At 39.9% G+C, this 20351-nt stretch carries 25 protein-coding genes; 8 read left to right on the top strand and 17 right to left on the bottom strand.

Going from position 1 to position 20351, the window contains the following annotated elements; translation table 11 throughout:
* Positions 1–141: 141 nt before the first annotated feature.
* From rpsQ to rpsJ, 11 genes are read right to left on the bottom strand one after another with little or no spacing between them, the layout of a single operon-like run.
* Positions 142–393, bottom strand: a complete 252-nt coding sequence (rpsQ, locus tag L0668_RS20330; protein WP_235314566.1) for a 30S ribosomal protein S17 — start codon at positions 391–393, stop codon at positions 142–144.
* 1 nt (position 394) lies between these two features.
* On the bottom strand, positions 395–583 hold the full coding sequence (gene rpmC / locus L0668_RS20335; RefSeq protein ID WP_235314567.1) for a 50S ribosomal protein L29: 189 nt from the start codon (positions 581–583) through the stop codon (positions 395–397).
* Positions 583–993: a 50S ribosomal protein L16 gene (gene rplP / locus L0668_RS20340; protein WP_235314568.1), complete on the bottom strand. Its 411-nt coding sequence runs from the start codon at positions 991–993 to the stop codon at positions 583–585. The genes rpmC and rplP overlap by 1 nt, the downstream gene beginning before the upstream one ends.
* A 2-nt stretch (positions 994–995) precedes the next feature.
* Positions 996–1697, bottom strand: a complete 702-nt coding sequence (rpsC, locus tag L0668_RS20345) for a 30S ribosomal protein S3 (RefSeq protein ID WP_235314569.1) — start codon at positions 1695–1697, stop codon at positions 996–998.
* 9 nt (positions 1698–1706) lie between these two features.
* Complete coding sequence (rplV, locus tag L0668_RS20350; protein ID WP_235314570.1) at positions 1707–2039, bottom strand: 50S ribosomal protein L22; 333 nt, start codon at positions 2037–2039, stop codon at positions 1707–1709.
* A 10-nt stretch (positions 2040–2049) separates the two neighbouring features.
* Entirely contained in the window at positions 2050–2325 is a 276-nt protein-coding gene (rpsS, locus tag L0668_RS20355; protein WP_014107406.1) for a 30S ribosomal protein S19, read from the bottom strand.
* A 15-nt stretch (positions 2326–2340) separates the two neighbouring features.
* Positions 2341–3165, bottom strand: coding sequence for a 50S ribosomal protein L2 (gene rplB / locus L0668_RS20360; protein WP_235314571.1), 825 nt, complete (start codon positions 3163–3165; stop codon positions 2341–2343).
* A 14-nt stretch (positions 3166–3179) separates the two neighbouring features.
* Positions 3180–3482: a 50S ribosomal protein L23 gene (gene rplW / locus L0668_RS20365; protein WP_235314572.1), complete on the bottom strand. Its 303-nt coding sequence runs from the start codon at positions 3480–3482 to the stop codon at positions 3180–3182.
* Positions 3479–4084 (bottom strand): 50S ribosomal protein L4, encoded by a 606-nt coding sequence (gene rplD, locus L0668_RS20370; protein ID WP_235314573.1) that lies wholly within the window; start codon positions 4082–4084, stop codon positions 3479–3481. The genes rplW and rplD overlap by 4 nt, the downstream gene beginning before the upstream one ends.
* An 18-nt stretch (positions 4085–4102) precedes the next feature.
* Positions 4103–4741: a 50S ribosomal protein L3 gene (rplC, locus tag L0668_RS20375; RefSeq protein ID WP_235314574.1), complete on the bottom strand. Its 639-nt coding sequence runs from the start codon at positions 4739–4741 to the stop codon at positions 4103–4105.
* A gap of 17 nt (positions 4742–4758) precedes the next feature.
* Positions 4759–5070, bottom strand: coding sequence for a 30S ribosomal protein S10 (gene rpsJ, locus L0668_RS20380; protein ID WP_006992667.1), 312 nt, complete (start codon positions 5068–5070; stop codon positions 4759–4761).
* Positions 5071–5625: 555 nt separating this feature from the next.
* Between rpsJ and L0668_RS20385 the strand changes: the two genes are divergently transcribed.
* Positions 5626–7782, top strand: coding sequence for an ATPase, T2SS/T4P/T4SS family (locus L0668_RS20385; RefSeq protein WP_370659921.1), 2157 nt, complete (start codon positions 5626–5628; stop codon positions 7780–7782).
* Between the two features lie 60 nt (positions 7783–7842).
* Entirely contained in the window at positions 7843–8526 is a 684-nt protein-coding gene (locus L0668_RS20390) for a cytochrome b/b6 domain-containing protein (RefSeq protein WP_235314576.1), read from the top strand.
* Between the two features lie 142 nt (positions 8527–8668).
* Here L0668_RS20390 and L0668_RS20395 read toward each other — a convergent pair whose 3' ends face one another.
* On the bottom strand, positions 8669–9130 hold the full coding sequence (locus tag L0668_RS20395; RefSeq protein ID WP_235314577.1) for a c-type cytochrome: 462 nt from the start codon (positions 9128–9130) through the stop codon (positions 8669–8671).
* Positions 9131–9286: 156 nt separating this feature from the next.
* Between L0668_RS20395 and L0668_RS20400 the strand changes: the two genes are divergently transcribed.
* The 4 genes from L0668_RS20400 to bamJ all read left to right on the top strand — a co-directional run bounded on the left by L0668_RS20400 (position 9287) and on the right by bamJ (position 14295).
* Positions 9287–10303, top strand: a complete 1017-nt coding sequence (locus L0668_RS20400; protein ID WP_235314578.1) for a diguanylate cyclase — start codon at positions 9287–9289, stop codon at positions 10301–10303.
* 153 nt (positions 10304–10456) lie between these two features.
* Positions 10457–11113, top strand: coding sequence for a class I SAM-dependent methyltransferase (locus L0668_RS20405; RefSeq protein ID WP_235314579.1), 657 nt, complete (start codon positions 10457–10459; stop codon positions 11111–11113).
* Positions 11114–11209: 96 nt separating this feature from the next.
* Entirely contained in the window at positions 11210–13300 is a 2091-nt protein-coding gene (gene fusA / locus L0668_RS20410) for an elongation factor G (RefSeq protein ID WP_235314580.1), read from the top strand.
* 221 nt (positions 13301–13521) lie between these two features.
* Positions 13522–14295: a BamJ family beta-barrel-assembly machinery protein gene (gene bamJ, locus L0668_RS20415; RefSeq protein WP_235314581.1), complete on the top strand. Its 774-nt coding sequence runs from the start codon at positions 13522–13524 to the stop codon at positions 14293–14295.
* A 67-nt stretch (positions 14296–14362) separates the two neighbouring features.
* On the opposite strand, the gene L0668_RS20420 is transcribed toward bamJ, so the two are convergent.
* The 4 genes from L0668_RS20420 to L0668_RS20435 form a co-directional block, all read right to left on the bottom strand.
* Positions 14363–15313 carry a DM13 domain-containing protein gene (locus L0668_RS20420; RefSeq protein WP_235314582.1) on the bottom strand — a complete coding sequence of 317 codons (951 nt, stop codon included), beginning with the start codon at positions 15311–15313 and terminating at the stop codon, positions 14363–14365.
* Positions 15314–15405: 92 nt separating this feature from the next.
* Positions 15406–16182, bottom strand: a complete 777-nt coding sequence (locus L0668_RS20425) for a peptidylprolyl isomerase (RefSeq protein ID WP_235314583.1) — start codon at positions 16180–16182, stop codon at positions 15406–15408.
* Positions 16183–16280: 98 nt separating this feature from the next.
* A complete protein-coding gene (locus L0668_RS20430) occupies positions 16281–17333 on the bottom strand; it encodes an aldo/keto reductase (protein ID WP_235314584.1) in 1053 nt (350 codons plus the stop codon).
* A 73-nt stretch (positions 17334–17406) separates the two neighbouring features.
* The gene (locus L0668_RS20435; RefSeq protein ID WP_235314585.1) at positions 17407–17889 is read right to left on the bottom strand and encodes a hypothetical protein; all 483 of its coding nucleotides are present in this window, start codon (positions 17887–17889) and stop codon (positions 17407–17409) included.
* Positions 17890–18049: 160 nt separating this feature from the next.
* On the opposite strand from L0668_RS20435, the gene L0668_RS20440 reads away from it, so the two are divergent.
* Positions 18050–19606: an FG-GAP repeat domain-containing protein gene (locus L0668_RS20440; RefSeq protein WP_235314586.1), complete on the top strand. Its 1557-nt coding sequence runs from the start codon at positions 18050–18052 to the stop codon at positions 19604–19606.
* A 315-nt stretch (positions 19607–19921) separates the two neighbouring features.
* On the top strand, positions 19922–20194 hold the full coding sequence (locus tag L0668_RS20445) for a hypothetical protein (RefSeq protein ID WP_235314587.1): 273 nt from the start codon (positions 19922–19924) through the stop codon (positions 20192–20194).
* Positions 20195–20261: 67 nt separating this feature from the next.
* Here L0668_RS20445 and L0668_RS20450 read toward each other — a convergent pair.
* The coding region (locus L0668_RS20450; protein ID WP_235313656.1) for an EF-Tu C-terminal domain-related protein at positions 20262–20351 on the bottom strand (90 nt) is incomplete at its 5' end.

The following is a 20351-nucleotide window of genomic DNA, read 5'->3' on the forward strand; positions in this document are numbered from 1 at the left end:
GAACGTCTGACGCTTTTATTGCTTGATGTTTCCATAAAGAAGTCCTCTTTATGTCAACGTATTTCAGGATGAGACAAAACATACAAAAAAGGCGCTTATCTTGCGATAAGCGCCTTTTATATTTCTTTTTACTAAAAGCGATTAAGCTTTAGTAATAACGTCTACTAAAGTCCAGTTTTTTGACTTAGACAAAGGACGGCATTCACTTACTGTGACTACGTCGCCTTCGTTACACTGGTTAGTTTCGTCATGTGCGTGTAGCTTAGTAGTGCGTTTAATGAACTTACCATAAATTGGGTGTTTCACTTTACGTTCTACTGCAACAGTGATGGTTTTATCCATTTTGTTGCTAACCACACGACCTTGTACTGTACGAACTGTTTGTTCAGTCATCTTATGCAGCCTTTTCAGTCAGAATGGTTTTAACACGCGCGATAGACCGGCGTACTTTACGAAGACCGTCAGTTTTTTCAAGCTGACCTGTGCTCGCTTGCATACGCAAGTTGAATTGTTCACGAAGCAAGTTTAATAACTCTGCGTTCAATTCTTCTACGCTTTTTTCTTTCAGTTCTGTGGCATTCATTACATCACCGTCCGAGTTACGAAAGTTGTTTTAAATGGCAACTTAGAAGCGGCTAATGCAAATGCTTCACGTGCGACTTCTTCTGGCACACCTTCCATTTCGTATAAAACACGACCTGGCTGAATTTGGCATACCCAGTATTCAACGTTACCTTTACCTTTACCTTGACGCACTTCTAGAGGCTTCTCAGTAATTGGTTTGTCAGGGAAAACTCGAATCCAAATTTTACCTTGACGTTTAACGGCACGTGTCATTGCACGACGAGCTGCTTCGATTTGGCGCGCAGTCATACGACCACGTCCTACAGACTTAAGTCCGTAAGTTCCGAAACTTACATTGTCACCCGCAGCAAAACCACGGTTGCGACCCTTATGCATTTTACGGAACTTCATACGTTTAGGTTGTAACATAATTAGCCCTCACGCTTAGGAGCACGGCCCTTCTTCTTAGGTGCAGCAGCTGGCTGCTCGTGAGTAAGTGGTAAACCACCTAATACTTCACCTTTGAAGATCCATACTTTTACGCCAATGATACCGTATTGAGTTGCTGCTTCTGATGTTGCATAGTCGATATCTGCACGGAACGTGTGTAATGGTACACGACCTTCACGATACCACTCTGAACGAGCAATTTCAGCGCCGCCTAAACGACCACTTACTTCAACTTTGATACCTTTAGCACCAATTCTCATTGCGTTTTGCACGGCGCGCTTCATAGCACGACGGAACATAACACGACGTTCTAGTTGGCTAGCAATGCTATCCGCAACTAGTTGACCATCTAACTCTGGCTTGCGTACTTCAGCAATGTTGATCTGAGCTGGCACACCGGCTAGCTTAGATACATGCTTACGTAGCTTCTCAACGTCTTCGCCTTTCTTACCAATTACTACGCCAGGACGAGCAGTGTGTATAGTGACACGAATGCTTTTCGCTGGACGTTCGATAATTAATTTCGAAAGTGAAGCAGTTTTAAGAGCCTTAGTCAGATACTGACGTACCTGATGGTCATTAAACAGATTATCTGCATAATCTGCAGTATTAGCGTACCAGGTAGATGTCCATGGTTTGCTGATACCCAGGCGTATGCCCGTAGGATGTACCTTCTGTCCCATTATCTTCTCCTAGTTATCAGACACAACAACAGTGATGTGACTGCTACGCTTAAATATACGATCAGCACGACCTTTCGCTCGAGTCTTGATACGCTTCATAGTTGGACCTTCGTCAACGAAGATTTTAGATACTGTCAATTCGTCAATATCTGCACCTTCGTTATGTTCGGCGTTCGCAATCGCTGACTCTAGTACTTTTTTGACTAGATCGGCTCCTTTCTTTTGACTATAAGCCAAAACTTCAAGAGCTTTTTCAACGTGTAAACCACGAATTTGATCTGCTACCAAGCGTGCCTTTTGAGCAGAGGTACGAGCATGACGATGTTTAGCAAAAGCTTCCATAATCTATATCCTATCTCTTGGCTTTCTTATCCGCGACATGGCCACGGTAAGTACGCGTTGGAGCAAATTCGCCCAATTTGTGGCCGACCATTTCGTCACTGACAAATACAGGAACGTGTTGGCGACCGTTATGGACTGCAATGGTCAACCCAATCATATCTGGGATGATCATAGAGCGGCGTGACCAAGTCTTAATTGGTTTTTTCTCGCCTTTCTCCACTGCAGCCTCGACCTTCTTCAGCAAGTGTAGGTCTATAAATGGACCCTTCTTGAGAGAACGTGGCATGGTGAATCCTCGCTGTTACTTATTACGACGACGTACGATTAATTTATCAGTACGCTTGTTACTACGTGTTTTCTTACCCTTAGTTGGAACGCCCCAAGGTGAAACAGGATGACGGCCACCAGAGGTACGACCTTCACCACCACCATGTGGGTGATCAACAGGGTTCATGGCAACACCACGTACAGTTGGGCGGATACCGCGCCATCTGTTCGCACCGGCTTTACCAAGTGAACGTAGCATGTGTTCTGCGTTGCCGATTTCACCAATGGTGGCACGACAATCTGCTAGTACTTTACGTACTTCACCAGAACGTAAACGAAGAGTTACATAACCTTCGGCACGCGCTAGGATCTGTGCGTAAGCACCCGCTGAACGAGCAATTTGTGCACCTTTACCAGGCTTCATTTCAATAGCATGTACCGTAGTACCTACTGGAATGTTACGCATTGGTAAAGTGTTACCTGCTTTAATAGGCGCATCAGAACCTGATTGGATTGCGTCACCTGCTTTAGCACCTTTAGGCGCTAAAATATAACGACGCTCACCATCTGCGTACAATACTAAACATATGTTTGCAGAACGGTTCGGATCATATTCTAAACGTTCAATTTTGGCTGGGATGCCATCTTTGTTACGTTTAAAATCGATCACGCGATAATGATGCTTATGGCCACCACCAATGTGACGCACGGTAATGCGACCATTGTTGTTACGACCACCAGACTTACTGTTCTTCTCAAGCAAAGGAGCATAAGGTGCGCCTTTGTGTAGATCAGGGTTAGTAACCTGAACTACGTGACGACGACCAGGTGAAGTCGGCTTAGCTTTCAATAATGGCATATCTAATCCCCTTCTTAGCCTTCGCTGCCAGCAAAGTCGATGTCTTGACCTTCTTTAAGCACAACGTAAGCTTTTTTCCAGTCTTTACGCTTACCGAAAGATGCACCGTGACGCTTGGTTTTACCCTTAACGTTTAGTGTACGAACAGAATCAACTTCAACTTCAAACAATTTTTCAACTGCAGCTTTGATTTCTTCTTTGTTCGCATCTTTCACTACTTTCAATACAACAGTGTTGTTATTTTCAGCAGAAAGCGTTGCTTTTTCAGAAACATGTGGTGCTAATAACACCTTAAGTAGACGCTCTTCATTTATCATGCTAGCGACTCCTCTAATTGTTTAACTGCATCAGCAGTAATCAATACTTTTTCGAATGCAATAAGACTTACTGGGTCAATACCCTGAACATCACGAACGTCAACTTTGTACAAGTTGCGTGCAGATAAGAACAAGTTCTCGTCTACTTCTGATGTCACGATAAGTACATCTTTAAGTTCAAGAGCTGCTAACTTAGACTGTAAAGCCTTAGTTTTAGGTCCTTCAACTTCAAATTTTTCAACCACAACTAAACGTTCTTGACGTACCAACTCTGAAAGGATGCTTTGAATCGCACCACGGTACATCTTTTTGTTTACTTTTTGGCTGTGATCCTGCGGCTTAGCAGCAAATGTTACACCACCAGAACGCCAGATAGGACTACGGATTGTACCAGCACGGGCACGACCTGTTCCTTTTTGACGCCAAGGTTTAGCACCACCACCACGAACTTCAGAGCGTGTTTTTTGTGCGCGAGAACCCTGACGAGCTCCTGCACCGAATGCAACTACTACTTGATGTACTAGTGCTTCGTTAAAATCACGTCCAAAGGTTGCTTCGGATACTTCAAGACCGCCTTTGGCGTCTTTCAATACTAATTCCATCACTTAACTCCTCAGACGTTACGCTTTGACAGCAGGCTTAATAATAACGTCACCACCAGGTGCGCCAGGAACAGTACCTTTTATTAATAAAAGATTGTTCTCAGCATCAACTCGTACTACGTCTAAAGACTGCACTGTTGCACGCTTGTTACCCATTTGCCCGGCCATTTTCTTACCTTTGAAAACTTTACCAGGTGATTGGTTTTGACCAATCGAACCAGGTGCACGGTGCGACAATGAGTTACCATGTGTCATACGTTGGTGGCTAAAGTTATGGCGCTTAATGGCACCAGCAAAACCTTTACCTTTAGAAGTTCCCACAACGTCAACTAATTTAGTGTCGTTAAAGATTTCAACAGTGATTTCACTGCCTACTTCAATACCTTCACCTTCGTTGCTGTCTAAGCGAAACTCCCATAAACCACGACCAGCTTCCACGCCAGCTTTAGCAAAATGACCTGCAGAAGCTTTATTTACGCGGTTTGCTTTTTTGTCGCCAGCGGTTACTTGAAGCGCCTTATACCCGTCGATTTCTTCAGTACGTAACTGAGTAACTCGATTCGGGGTGGCTTCAATAACAGTCACAGGAATTGAAACACCATCTTCAGTGAAGATACGTGTCATTCCTACTTTACGACCGATAATACCAATCGCCATGTTAAAACCCTCTCTTGTTAGCCCAGGCTGATTTGAACATCAACACCAGCAGCCAAGTCCAATCTCATTAACGCGTCTACTGTTTTATCAGTAGGTTCAATGATATCTACCAAACGCTTGTGTGTACGAATCTCATACTGGTCACGTGCATCTTTATTAACATGCGGTGAAGTAAGTATCGTGTAGCGCTCTTTACGTGTAGGTAGTGGAATAGGACCGCTAACCTGAGCACCTGTACGCTTCGCAGTTTCAACGATTTCAGCCGTAGACTGATCGATCAACTTGTGATCAAACGCTTTCAAACGAATGCGAATTCTTTGATTTGGCATCGATTTAGCTCCAATCGAAAGAACAAAAAAAATCACCCACACCATCAATTAATTTTGATAGGAGGATGCGTGTAAACTATTAGTCCCCAATCGGGACCCTGTTTTTTTCTGTTGGTATTTTGTGAACTAACGTGCTTTGCAAGCAAAGTTATACTTTAATTCTAACCAACGAACATTATCCGCTAAGACAATGAGGGCGCGAATTATACAGAATAGTTAGTCCTAGGCAAGGATTATTTAACAATAAAAGTTTAGTTAATCGCCAAGTACTCTTACTATCAATGAATATGAGGCCTAAGTTACTATCAATGAATATGAGGCCTAAGTTGATATTTAATGTATTTTAAAATCAAGCCGCTAAGCTGCTTAACTGAATTTACTTTGCTGGCTGCTTAAAAAAATAAGCTATTTGCTGTTTGCCGAGTGTCAGTTATAGTAAGGCCTAATAAAATAAATATAAAAAGCAGTACTTTAAATAAATAAATGACAGATTTAGGCGCTAATCAAAGCAAGTTCGATCATATTAATCAACTGCTCACGACATACCCATCGCTTATGGATGCATACCATAAATTCGAGCCTTTTATTCTTGAATGGTTTGGTGCAGAGCGTATGAGTATTTTTATGCGGCGCAGACAACATCAAGATTTAGTTGCTCGTTTTAAAACAGGTAAAGAAACTAAAGAAATTAAAGTCCCTATTAGCCCTATGTCTATTGCCGGCTATGTAGCGCTTAGCCAATCGGCCCTTATTATTAACGATCCGTATAATAAGGAAGAACTAGCGAGTATTCATAAACGCCTGAATTTCGCAGACAAGTTCGATAAAAGCTCTACCTTTAAGACTCGTAATATCATTTGTATCCCCATACTCGATTCAGGAGTGCTTATGGGCGTAATGCAAATTATCAATAAGAAGGATGCGGATTTCTCGTCAGCCGATCTGGACCTTGCAAATCAAATTTCAGATATTATTGGAAAGAAGTTCCGTTATGAACTTGGAGGAACTAGTGAGCCATTTGATTATCTAGTTCATCGTAACTTAATCAGTGACTCACAACTTAAAAAGTTAAAAGAATCCAGTAATGACGACAAACAGCTCGTTCAACGCTTAGCTTCAGAATACCGAGTGCCCGACGACGATTTAGGTATGGCCTTGTCGGTTCATTACCAAGTACCATACTTAGCCTACTTACCAGACAAGTATCATCTTTATCAAAGTGAAAGTAAGTTAAATCTTTCATACCTAAAACGTAACCTAGTAGCTGTCATTGCTGACGTGGCAGATAATCCGATAGTGTTAATGGCGGAACCTAATAACGCCACACTGCTAATGGAAATTGAAAGTGCTTTAGGGATAGACAGCTACGAAATTTCGGTAAGCTTACCCAATACTATATTGCAATATTTAGGTGAAGCGTCTGGCGGCGGTGGTACACCGGGTGCGATGGACGAAATTCTTGACGAAATCGGTACCAGTGCAGAAGAAACAGACGAACAAAGTGACGAAATGTCTGACGATGCTCCCGCCGTGGTGAGGTTGGTAAGCCGAGTATTACATGACGCTAAACGTTTAAACGCTTCTGATATTCACGTTGATCCAGAAAAAAATGCACCTACTCGAGTCAGAATGCGGATTGATGGCGTATGTCGTGACATCACACAGGTACCAGCTTCACATCACAATGCTGTGATTGCCCGCATTAAAATAATGTCGAACTTAAATATTGCCGAAAAACGTGTGCCACAAGACGGTAAGTTGTCATTTCGTATGTCCGGCCAACTTATCGAAGTACGGGTTGCTACCCTGCCAACTGTCGCCGGTGAAGGCGTGGTCATGCGGATACTAGCGGCAGGCGGTGCCATGCCCATGAGTAAACTCAATCTATCTCCGCGAAATCACAAACGAATTTTAGAATTAATCCAAAAACCTCACGGTATCATGTTAGTGGTTGGGCCAACGGGTTCTGGTAAAACCACCACTTTGCATGCGGTATTAGGCCACATTAACACTCCAGAGAAAAAAATCTGGACTGCGGAAGATCCGGTAGAGATTACCCAACCTGGTTTACAACAAGTGCAAGTCAGCCCTAAAATTGGCTTTACATTCGCCAACGCTTTGCGAGCATTTTTAAGGGCCGATCCTGATATCATTCTGATAGGTGAAATGCGAGACAAAGAAACTGCTCATGCAGGTATCGAAGCGTCACTTACTGGCCACTTAGTGTTTTCAACTTTACACACTAACTCAGCACCAGAAACTATTACACGTTTATTAGATTTGGGGTTAGATCCAGTCAACTTTTCAGATGCTTGTGTGGGTATTTTAGCCCAACGTTTGATTAGAACCTTATGCGGAAACTGTAAAGAGAAATATCCCGCTACTGAATCAGAAGTCGCCTTTATTAAACGTCAATATGGAGAAGAATATATTGAGGAACTAAATCTACCTGAACCTCTTATGTTACACAAAGGAAAAGGCTGTGAAGAATGTGGAGATACGGGTTACAGAGGACGAACAGGTGTACACGAATTATTAGCTATGACTAATGAATTAAGAGCTTTAGTTTATAAAGAAGCTTCAGTGCATGCCATGAAAGACCAGGCCATGAGTGATGGAATGCGCACCTTAACCCAAGATGGTATTTTAAAAGTAATTAAAGGTGATACAGATATCGCACAAGTACAAATTATCAGTGGCGGCGGCCATTAGCCCCCCCCCCTTCTTTTAGAATTCACCTTTTTAATAAACACTATTAGAGCAGAAAAAATAATGCAAAAAAGACTTGTTTGGGATTTACCGGTACGCTTATTTCACTGGATTTTAGCTGTTTGCTTGGTTATTCAATGGTTTACTGCTGAAGTATTTGAAGATGCTATGGATTTTCATTTCTATCTTGGGTACTTCATTTTGGGCTTAATTATATTTAGATTAATCTGGGGCTTTATTGGCACCAAATACGCTAGATTTAGTAGTTTCATTGCAGGGCCTAAAGCCATGATTCACTACATTAAGTGTCTAATAAAAAAACAAGACACATCAACAATTGGCCACAATCCTGTAGGCGGATTAATGTTACCACTGGTATTAATATTAGTTGGTATACAGGCAACGACTGGATTATTTAGTACCAATGAAATAGTTCACTCGGGGCCTTATTACCAAACGGTCAGTGATTCTGTGCAAAGTGTTTTGCAATGGTTACATCACAAAACTTTCAGTTTTTTATGGATTTTTATTGCAATCCATATAGCCGTTATTCTGTGGTACAAATTTGCCCTTAAACATAATTTAGTTAGCCCTATGTTTCATGGAAAAAAAGTAGTCACCGAACAACAATCAATAGCCCATTCTCAAATACTCAAAGCAATTGTATTAGCCATTATTGTTGCAGTTTTTGTATTTTGGCTAGTAGAAATTGCTCCGCCAATTCCAGAAGTAGACTTTTATTATTAATAATAAAAATCCAAACTTGGGATCAGGTATTTAAAAGCACTGAATAAAAAACCGTTTGTATTTTTTGTAAAGGTCATTCACACAAACGGTTTTCTGTTTAATTTCTTAAACTTTAATATTAAAGGTGCCAGCTTTAAGAGAGTTAGTCTTTTTTGTAACTATCGTGGCAACCTTTACAGGTTTTAAAAACACCGCCAATAGCACTCTTATATTGACCTTCATCACCACTTTTAGCAGCAGATTGTAAGTTTTGAGCCGCTTTGGTTAAATCTTGCGCCTTATTATTAAAATCAGAGGTATTTGACCAAATTTTATTTAAGGCTTCTGTACTAACATCAAAACTTGAAGTGTCAACAGCAAAATAATCTTCTAACATTAAAGATAACTGTTCCAATCGCACACCATTAGTTTCTAGCGTATCTGCATCAAAAGGAATCACGCCTTTATTCATAGCTCCCAAGGCGCCCACATTACTTTTAATTAGCTTAAAGATAGACTGACGAAACTCAACAGCTTGTTTTGCTTGTTTCTCAGATTTAGCTGGTGCAGCAGTTACACTGAATGCTGATAACAATAGAGCACTTAAAATAATAACCTTTTTCATCTCGTTTCCTTATTTTCATTTAGTTAGTGCCCAGATATTATGGTGCATTGGACTTAAATACAATCGAGCAATTATAATTTTTAAAGATAATTTTATTCTTGAAATACTCGCTTTTTGTGTACACTGAGAGCATACAGTAAAGGACAGGAAAATATTATGGCTGACACTAATGTAGAAGCTTCTTTCTCAACACTTAAGCAAACCATACCTTTATTACTCAAACATAAAGTGTCGGCCGTACCCACCAACTATGCACTTTGGTATACCTATGTGTCGAATGAATCACCAGACCTAAGCAGTGCCGTTGATAATCTAATAGAAAATAAAATTGCCTTATCAGAAGTTAGAACCAAAGAGTTATATCGCAATTACTTAGCCGAAAAAGAAGAAGTCTCTGCTTGGGAATTACGCCAATCTGTTGAAGGTATGCTAATCCAATTATCTCAATCACTTAATGATACGCGCTCCGAAACCAGTACATTTAAACAAACTATGGATAACTGCGTAGATGATCTGGCTAAAGTCGAAAAAGAAGGGTTATCCATTGAAGAAGTTATGGCTCTCGTGCGTAACTTAGTAAAAGAAACTCAAAACATTCGGCGCAGTACCATTAGTTTTAACTCAGCGTTAAGTGATGCCCATAAAGAAATAGAAGCACTTAAAAGTCAACTAGAACAAAGCCAACAAGAAGCGTTATACGATGCCCTAACAGGTTTATGTAACAGGCGTTACTTTGATGAAGAACTGGCAACACAATCAATACAACCTGGATTATGTTTAATTATTGTTGATTTAGATTATTTCAAAAAGATCAATGACAACTACGGTCATGTAATGGGCGACTTAGTTTTGAAAGCCACAGCTAAAAAACTTCAAGCTACATGCCGAGATGGTGCTCAAGCTTTTCGCTTTGGCGGTGAAGAGTTTGCCATTATAGTTCCCAACGCATCATTTGCTAAAGCGCGAAGTATGGCCGAATCAATGCGTAAAGCTATTGAAAAAATTGGCGTAAAAGACAAACGTAGTGGCGAAGTATTGGGCGACATTAGCGCTTCAATGGGAGTAGCCGAATTACAAAAAGGCATGAACCCACTGGCATTAGTTGAAGAAGCAGATAAACAACTTTATCAAGCTAAAAATCTAGGCCGAAACCGTGTCATGCCCATGTCTTGAAAATACTTTGAAACAAAGACCGGCGTCCTCAATTTCAAACCTTTTATCCTTACTCGGAGTACTATCTAACACTAATTAATATATAATGCGCTGAATTCAATATCTTATTTTTACTCAAATAAACGGAACAATAATGACTACGGAGCATCAGTATTGAAAGATTTAAACAATTATTACTCTCATGCGAGAACAGAGTTGGCAGCTTTAGTTCCAAGTAATACTAACAATGTTGTTTTAGAACTAGGTTGTGGAGGCGGAGCAACATGCGCCTATATAGCTAGAGAAAAAAAAGCGGATGAAATTTGGGGCATCGAAAAATTCACTGACGCTGCGTCACATGCTAAAGAATTAAAGGTTTTAGATCATGTACTAGAAGGGGATGCAGAAGTCATGATTAAAACATTACCTAAAGAACATTTTAGCCATATTATTGCTGGTGATATTCTCGAGCATTTAGTTGATCCTTGGACGGTTTGTGAAGACCTAAAACAAAACCTAAAAGATGGTGGAGTGTTTATTTGCAGCATCCCAAATATTAGAAACTTATCTTTTGTACTTAAGCTGTTATTCAAAAAGCGCTTCGAATATAAAGACTCTGGTGTATTAGACAGAACCCATCTACGCTTCTTTGCGAGAAAAGATGTCTATCAAATGTTTGAAAACGCCGGATATAGCAATATCAAAATTGGCCCAGTCCGACCTAAGAAAAAATTATCTTATAAATTAGGTAAAATTATTTTCGGTGATTTATTAACTAAAGGCTTTTTAGTGACCGCACAGCTAAAAAACAGCCAAAATAAAGAAGCTTAAATTAATTATCTGATTTTATTAAAAAAGAAAAACAGCATATTGTTTAAATATCTTGTATAATCCCGCGCAATTTTTACTCATATTGAAGTTGGAATAATGAAAGATTTATCAAAATACAGAAATATTGGTATTTTTGCCCACGTTGACGCGGGTAAAACTACCACCACAGAGCGTATCCTTAAACTTACTGGCCAAATCCATAAAACTGGTGAAGTACATGACGGTGAATCTACTACCGATTTCATGGAACAAGAAGCTGAGCGCGGAATTACTATCCAATCAGCAGCTGTAACATGTTTCTGGAAAGATCACCGTTTTAACGTTATCGATACTCCTGGGCACGTTGACTTCACAGTTGAAGTTTACCGTTCACTTAAAGTATTAGATGGCGGCGTAGGTGTATTCTGTGGTTCTGGTGGGGTTGAACCTCAATCAGAAACTAACTGGCGTTATGCGAATGACTCAGAAGTTGCACGTATTATTTTCGTAAACAAATTAGACCGTATGGGTGCTGATTTCTATCGTGTTGTTCAGCAAACTAAAGATGTATTAGCAGCTAATCCTTTGGTAATGGTTTTGCCAATTGGTGTTGAAGATGAGTTCGTTGGTGTTGTTGACCTTCTTACTCGTAAAGCTTACGTTTGGGATGACACAGGTCTTCCAGAAAACTACGAAATCAAAGATGTACCTGCTGACATGGTTGATAAAGTAGAAGAGTACCGTGAACAGTTAATCGAGACTGCAGTTGAGCAAGACGATGACCTAATGATGGCTTACATGGAAGGCGAAGAGCCATCTATTGAAGACATCAAACGTTGTATCCGTAAAGGTACACGTACCATGGACTTCTTCCCAACATACTGTGGTTCAGCTTTTAAAAACAAAGGTGTTCAACTTATTCTTGACGCTGTTGTTGATTATTTACCTTCACCTACTGAAGTTGATCCTCAACCTCTTACAGATGAAGAAGGTGAGCCTACTGGTAAACACGCTATAGTTTCTGCCGACGAAACTTTCAAAGCATTAGCCTTTAAAATTACAGATGACCGTTTTGGTGCGTTAACCTTCGTACGTATCTACTCTGGTACCCTTAAGAAAGGCGACACTATACTTAATGCTGCTACAGGTAAAACTGAGCGTATTGGTCGTATGTGTGAGATGCAAGCTGATGATCGTAATGAATTAAGCAGCGCACAAGCCGGTGACATCATCGCGATAGTTGGTATGAAGTCTAACGTGCAAACAGGTCACACATTATGTGATCCAAAAGACCCAATTATCCTAGAAGCTATGGTATTCCCAGAGCCAGTAATCTCAATATCTGTTAAGCCTAAAGATAAAGGTTCAACTGAGAAAATGGGTATTGCTATCGGTAAGATGGTTGCAGAAGATCCAACTTTCCGCGTTGAAACAGATGAAGATTCTGGTGAAACTATCCTTTCTGGTATGGGTGAGCTTCACTTAGATATCAAAGTAGATATCCTTAAGCGTACTTACGGCGTTGAGTTAGAAGTAGGTCAACCTCAAGTTGCTTACCGCGAAACTATTACTCAAGCGGTTGAAGATTCTTATACCCATAAGAAACAGTCTGGTGGTTCTGGTCAATTCGGTAAGATCGATTACCGCATTAAACCTGGCGAGCCGAATTCAGGTTTTGTTTTCAAATCAACTGTTGTGGGTGGTAACGTACCTAAAGAATTCTTCCCTGCTATCGAAAAAGGTTTTGCTGGCATGATGGACACCGGTGTTCTAGCTGGTTTCCCAGTGTTAGACGTTGAAGTTGAATTATTTGACGGTGGATTCCACGCAGTTGATTCATCAGCAGTGGCATTTGAAATTGCAGCTAAAGGTGCATTCCGTCAGTCAATTCCTAAGTCTGGCCCTCAGTTAATTGAACCTATCATGAAAGTTGACGTATTTACTCCAGACGATCACGTTGGTGACGTAATTGGTGATTTGAACCGTCGTCGCGGTATGATAAAAGATCAAGAAGCTGGCGCAACAGGTGTTCGTGTTAAAGCTGACGTTCCTCTTTCAGAAATGTTTGGTTATATCGGAAGCCTACGTACTATGACTTCTGGTCGCGGTCAATTCTCAATGGAATTCTCACACTACAGCCCATGTCCAAATGCTGTATCTGAGAAAGTTATTGCAGAAGTTAAAGAGCGTAACGCTGCTAAAAAATAAAACCTTATAGTTAACGCTTAAGTTTTATTAAAAAGCCCTATTAATGAAAATTAATAGGGCTTTTTTGATTTAATTAACAGTTAACACTTGAAAGCTGACTTATGTAACCGCATTGTAATACTACTGTTATTAAATAAAATTTTATCTTATCTTTATCAAGCTTACATATTTGCCCAGTTTAGATAGTTCTATAAACCTTCCGCAAAAATTTAGGAAACTCAATGAAATTAAAATCTATTGCCTTATTAACGGCATCTTCTCTATTTCTTGCTGCCTGTGGCGGCGACAAAGCTGCTACTGAAACCGCAACTGATAAAGCTGCAGCTGAAACAGCAGCCGCTACTAAAACTGATGGCGCAGACACAGAAGCAGATCCTGCGTTAGCATCATTAGAGCAAAAGTTAAGTTACATAGTCGGGACTAACCTTGCTGGGCAATTCAAACGTGACGACATCAACTTAGATATCACAGCCTTTAAAATGGCGATTGAAGATGTACAATCAGAAGCTGAGTCTCGTTTAACTCAAGAAGAAATCCAAACAGCGATTCAAACTATGCAGGCACAAGCTCAAGCCAAACAACAAGCGGCTCAAGCTGAATTAAGTGCTAAAAACATAGCTGAAGGTACTGCCTACTTAGAAGCTAACGCTAAAAAAGAAGGCGTAGTGGTCACTGAAAGTGGTTTACAGTACAAAGAATTAGTTGCAGGCGAAGGTGAAATTCCAACTGAAGATAAAACAGTGGTAGTGCATTATAAAGGCATGTTAACTGACGGCACTGTTTTTGACAGTTCTTACGAGCGTGGTCAGCCAGCAGAGTTCCCTGTAACAGGCGTAATCAAAGGTTGGATCGAAGCTTTACAACTTATGAATGTAGGCGACAAGTTTGAACTGACTATCCCTTCAGATATCGCATACGGTTCAAGAGGCAGCGCGCCTAAAATTGGGCCTGATGCAGTATTAGTATTTGAAGTAGAACTAATCGAAATTAAATAACTTCAAGCTGCTTACAAAAAGCCCCGAATAGGCAACTATTCGGGCTTTTAAAATTCACATAAAATAATTACGGGCCTGCAAGTACCAAGCTACCAAAATCAACGGTAAACTCAACACACCAAACGCTTATGCTGTCAAAATCGTCCACCGACACACCAGCAGGCATACGCAAAATAATAGTCTCAGCTTGATACGCTCTACCGTCAATTCTATCACTTAAGGCTACTGCATTATCTCCTGTGAACATTAAATTATTACCAGAATAGAAGCGCACATTGGGTGCTTGGCCATCAAAATTGAACATAGTGATTTCTATGGTACAGCCGTCTAAGACTTTAGCCTTACCCGCCACATCATGGGCGTAATTAGTAAACTCTCCAGTATATCCAGCTTTACTCGTATTTAGATCACAGTTTTGCGTATTCGCTTCATTACTTAGACTTAGGTTAAGATGCTCAATTGCCGATTGGGCGCTGATTAAAGAAGTATACACAGCACCAGTATTAGCCACTAAACCCTCCACCTGCGTAGCAAAATCAGCGGAAGCAAAATCAACGGTTAAACCAGTCGCCTGAGTATGGGCATTGTCAGAAATAGTGATGCCATTTCCGGCAATACCATCTTGATCTAAACTTTGTAACAAACGCGCCATATTTTGTACTTGTATATCATTGACATCCGTCACACCAAACACATCTAACGGACTTAACATCTCACCTGCGGTCACTTCAGGAAACTGAATATCACCAATAGAAAATGTCACAGTCTCACCATCTATATACAAAAATGTACCTTCTTCGTCTGTTGTGCCAGTCTGAGTTGCAGTGACATAATTGAGACCTTGCACGGCTGAATCAATAAATGTACCGCTGAGTACTGTTAGAGCAGGTGCTGGTGTTTGTGGTGTGGGTGAAATCACCGGAGTATTGCCTGTAGGTGCCGAGCTTGAACCGCCGCAAGCAACCAATAACAAACAAACTAAAATTGAAGATAAATGAATTGAATTTCTAGTAGTCATAATGCGCATACCCGTTTGAATAAAAACTCAACTAAGTATGCGCATTAATGTGAGCTAAATCCTCACAGAAGTATCACATTTGTGACTACCTTCTATTTTTTACGTCTGAAATAACGACTTAAACCTAAGGCCGCAAATAAACTTAACCAAACAAAAGAACCGCCGCCTGAGCTAGAATCGTCACCTGTATTCCCTCCTGGGGAAGCATTTATTAGCGTATTGGGCGCCGGATTTAAATCAGGGTTAGTCACAACAGTAGCATCCGTTACTACTATGTCTGTAATAACGACAAGATTTTCATCTGTGATGTCTACTCCATCCTCTATGGCCTTGATAATTGGATACTCACCTTCACGGGGTAGAGCAGCAATAGCGTCGACAACATCCATGCCATCCCCTATTACTTGACCAAAAACTGTAAAGCCACCATTTTGAACATCTAAATTAGCACTGTTATCAACTAAGTTGAAAAACCAGCCTGATGTAGCACTGTTAGGATCACCACCCAATTTCGCCATAGCAATTGTGCCACGTAAATTAGACAACTCTGGTTCATTCACCACAGGCCCTCCGCTGGTATCAATAAGCTCTAATCCGTTATTATCATTTAAGGGTCCAGTATAAGTATACCCTCCACTTTGAGTAATAAACTCCGGAATAGAGCGATGCACAACACTATTAGCGTATTGTCCTGAATTAACGTAACTTAGAAAATTCTCTACTGTTTTAGGGGTAGTTTCATCAAACAAGTTGATTTGGATGTTACCCAGAGAGGTTTGTACTTCGACAACCGTGGCTTGTGATAGAAAAGAAGTCGCCAGCAACAAAGCTGCACCGGTAAATTTAATAGTATTTTTTATTTTGAACATATTTACTCATTTTTGTTTATTTAATTGTCAACAATGAAGGCATTATAAATCACTTAAATATAAAGCACTGCATCAATTTGTAATCAGTTATTTTAGATTTAAAAAGGAACGGGATAATCATTAAACACTTGTTGAATGGCCGCTAACGTGTCCTCAGATAAAGGCTTTTCAAATGCAGCTATATTCTCTTTTAGTTGTTCCAAATTTGTCGCACCAATAATGGTTGAAGTCACCCCATCTACTTGATCACACCATGCCAGCGCCAATTGAGAAGGCGTTATACCAACTGATTTTGCAATTTCGACGTATTCCGCTGTGGCAGCATGGGCATTGGGCGTGTCGCGGAAAAGCCCATTTCTCTGTGCAATAGTCCAACGACTGCCTTGTGGGCGATTACCATTAGCGTACTTTCCACTTAATAATCCCGTTGCTAGTGGAGACCAAGGTAAATAGGCTATATTTTCATGCACACAGTTCTCAATTAGGTATGGCCAATCTTTAGCATGTAATAAACTAAATTCATTTTGGATAGACACCATTTTAGGCAGCGCATATTTATCACTCAGCTTTAGGTAGGTGTTGATCCCCCAAGTCGTATCATCTGATAAACCACAATACTTTATCTTCCCTGCTTTTATACAAGTATGTAAAGCTTGCAATATCTCTAACATTTGTTGCTCGTGAACATCTCGATCAACGTCTGTAAAAGAAATGCTACCGGGCCAATGTTTAGCAAAATGAGGAGAAGTTCGATTAGGCCAATGTAGTTGATACAAGTCGATATAATCAGTTTGTAATCGTTTTAATGATCCATCTACGGCCTCGATTATCGACTCTCCAGAAATAGGACTACCACTACGAATATAGGGCAAACCACCACCAGCAATTTTAGTCGCCAGTAAAATTTCTTTGCGCCGTGACGAGTTGTTTGCAATCCAATTACCGATAATAGTCTCGGTTGCCCCATAGGTTGCAGGCGATGGCGGTACTGCGTACATTTCTGCGGTATCAATAAAATTCACACCTTGAGCTAAAGCATAATCAATTTGCTGATTGGCATCTTGTTGGTTATTTTGTAACCCCCAAGTCATACTGCCTAAACAGACTCGTGAAACCTTTTCTCCACTACAACCTAACACGCTATATTTCATTAACCTTTCCTTTTTACCCAAAACTTTAGTCGAACCTTGTTTATGACAAAACCTTTAACCATTTTTCTGTTGCTTAAAGTTGCTCCCAGCCCCAATCAAATAATGGTAAACCAATATATTCAATTAACTTAAGATAATCATTTTGATTCATAGCTTTTGCTACTGTTCTATATTGAGATCTAGCCTTAATCGCCTTGGTAGTTAACAAGTCGAATCTGCGATCTGCGTGCTCAGAAAAATCACTATGACGAATTTCATCTGACTTTCTACTTGCATCATAATAATCAAGCACGTATCCAACTAACCGATTTTGCACTAAGAGTAACTTTTTACTAATTAAAAACCGACAAACCTGATGCTGAGTTATCCACTTTGAGAAATCATAGTCACTCAAGGTTTCAACTTCATCAGCTAAACTCAGCCCATGAATATGATACTGCTTCAACAAAGCTAAATATTGTTGAGTAACTCGCTCACTACACAAGCCATCTAACTCCTCAATTAAATCTTGAGCAAGCATATCTAAAGCAATAAGCTGTCTGTGTATGGCTGACATATATTTATTTAATTGAGACTAAAAGATGAATGATACGTGGTTACACTTAGAGTTAAAACTCAGCTAGAAGAACAATAATAGCAATGTTAAAGTATTCAATATTAAAAGTAATACGACTTAACGTGTTCTCACTATCAAAATATTAATAAGCTAGGCCTAGATGTATCACTTCACTTTATTTGGCTGTATTTTTTCTGCGTTGATCATAAGCCTACCAATATTTGCACAAGCTCAACAATCAAAACCTAAAACCGTCAAACAAATTATTGCTCTAACAAACCAATATTGTGGTGCTTGTCATGCCCCTCCTTCGCCACAATTATTACCTAAAAAAAGTTGGCCTTACATAGTCAAAACCATGGCAGAAATGGCGCAAGAAAACTTTGGAAAACCTTATATATCAGCAGAACATATTCGCGATATTACAGCTTATTATTATGGAACTAGCCCAACAGAATTGCCTAAATTACCCTATCACGAAACTAAGGAGCGTAACCGTCAATTTATTCCAACAAAGTATATCTCACGCTCAACCTTGCCCATGATCGCCCACATAAATCCTGTTAACTTATTCAAAAATAATAACACTGAGTTTTTAATTAGTGACGATGAAAACAATGCAGTATCTTTAATAACAATGGCCCAAAATAAAATCTCGGAAAAGGTTCTAGCTGAGATAAAAATGCCAAGTCACACCGAGGTAGTCGACTATGATAAAGATGGGAAAAAAGACATTATAGTCGCTTCTTTAGGCTTATTCTTTACACCTCAAGGGAAAAACCAAGGCAAAGTCACATTATTAAAACAATTAGAATCTGGTGATTTTGACAAACAAGTATTGCTGGAAAATGTAGGCCGCGTAACAGATGTTAAAGCCTTAGATATTGATGGCGATAATGACTTAGATATCGCCATTGCCATATTTGGAGCTGACGTTCCTGGCGAATTAGCTTGGCTAGAAAATAAAGGAGACGATAAACACATTAAGCACACTTTAATGAAAGCTACCGGCGCACTAAATCTATCACCAATAGACTTAAACAATGATGGTTTAATTGATTTCGTCAGCCTTATCACCCAACAGCATGAATTAATTGCAGGGTTTATCAATAAGGGCGATGGCACCTTTACAACCACTAAATTATTTCAAGCTAACCACCCTCTAATGGGCTTCACCAGCTTAAAAACGGTTGATCTTGATGGTGATAATGATCTTGATTTATTGATGACCAACGGTGATGCTAACGATTTACAAACCGACCCTAAGCCTTATCACGGCGTACAGTGGCTGGAAAACAAGGGTGACCTTAAGTTTGAATTTAAAGACATTGCACGTTTCTACGGCGCTGTTTCTTCTGCGGTAGGCGACTTAGACAAAGACGGCGATTTAGACATAGTCGTGAGCAGTTGGAATAACTATTGGGACGACCCCAAAAGGCAAAGCCTTGTTTGGTTTGAAAATGACGGTAAACAAAATTTTAGTCGGCATAACGTACCTGGAGCACCTAAAAGTATCACTGGCTTAGCTTTAGCCGATGTAACCGGAAATAGCTATTTGGATATAATAGCCGGCTCTTTTCGCATGGATTTGGTAAAAGAACAGTATAACCCTGCAAATAATACAACAAAGAATATTATAAGAAAGGTGCAACTAGAGCGTGTTGTATTGCTGGAAAATAGTAAAATCATAGAAATACAGCCTGGACTAAGTCATTAGTATTATATTTAAACCAATTCACCTTATTTTAAGTAGGGGCTGTTGAACGAATATCACAATACCGTGGATTTAAATAAATTTGCCGACTAGGATAGATCTTATAAACAAGTATTATCACTTAACTAGTAGGTCAACATGAATCATCCAAAAAATAAAATACCGAGGTATAAATTAGTTTTGGCTTTGACTAGTTTACTTATAACTAGCTGCTCAAATAACCTCTCCCAGACATTAAGAAAAGTTACATACCCGCCTAATTTTGAGTATACGAGTGGCCAAGAACTACGTAGTAAAATGGCAACTTTGGCTTTCCATATGCAACAACTAGATCAACAATTACAAAAACAAGATAAACTGCAGATTAATCGAAAAGCAGTTTCAAAAACCCTACGTAATATTGAAGACATTGCCACCAGTTTAAAAGCTCGAGAAACAGGTTCAAATCACCCTTTTTTAGAAAACACTATGAGAGAGTTCGTAAGTACAGTAAGTAAAGCAAGAATAGCAACGTCATTAGGACAGACTAATTATTATTTAGCAGGAAAAGTGTCTGGAGCCTGTATGAATTGTCATCGGGTTAATCGCTAAATGATAGTAAGCTGCGGGCAATAAAAAAGGCCACCTAAGTGACCTTTCTTCAATCAATAACTAAATATTAGTCAAGGATTTTAGCAACAACACCCGCACCTACTGTACGGCCACCTTCACGGATTGCGAAGCGTAAACCTTCGTCCATCGCGATTGG

It is taken from the genome of Paraglaciecola algarum, assembly GCF_021532655.1.
In the GTDB taxonomy this organism is placed as follows: domain Bacteria; phylum Pseudomonadota; class Gammaproteobacteria; order Enterobacterales; family Alteromonadaceae; genus Paraglaciecola; species Paraglaciecola algarum.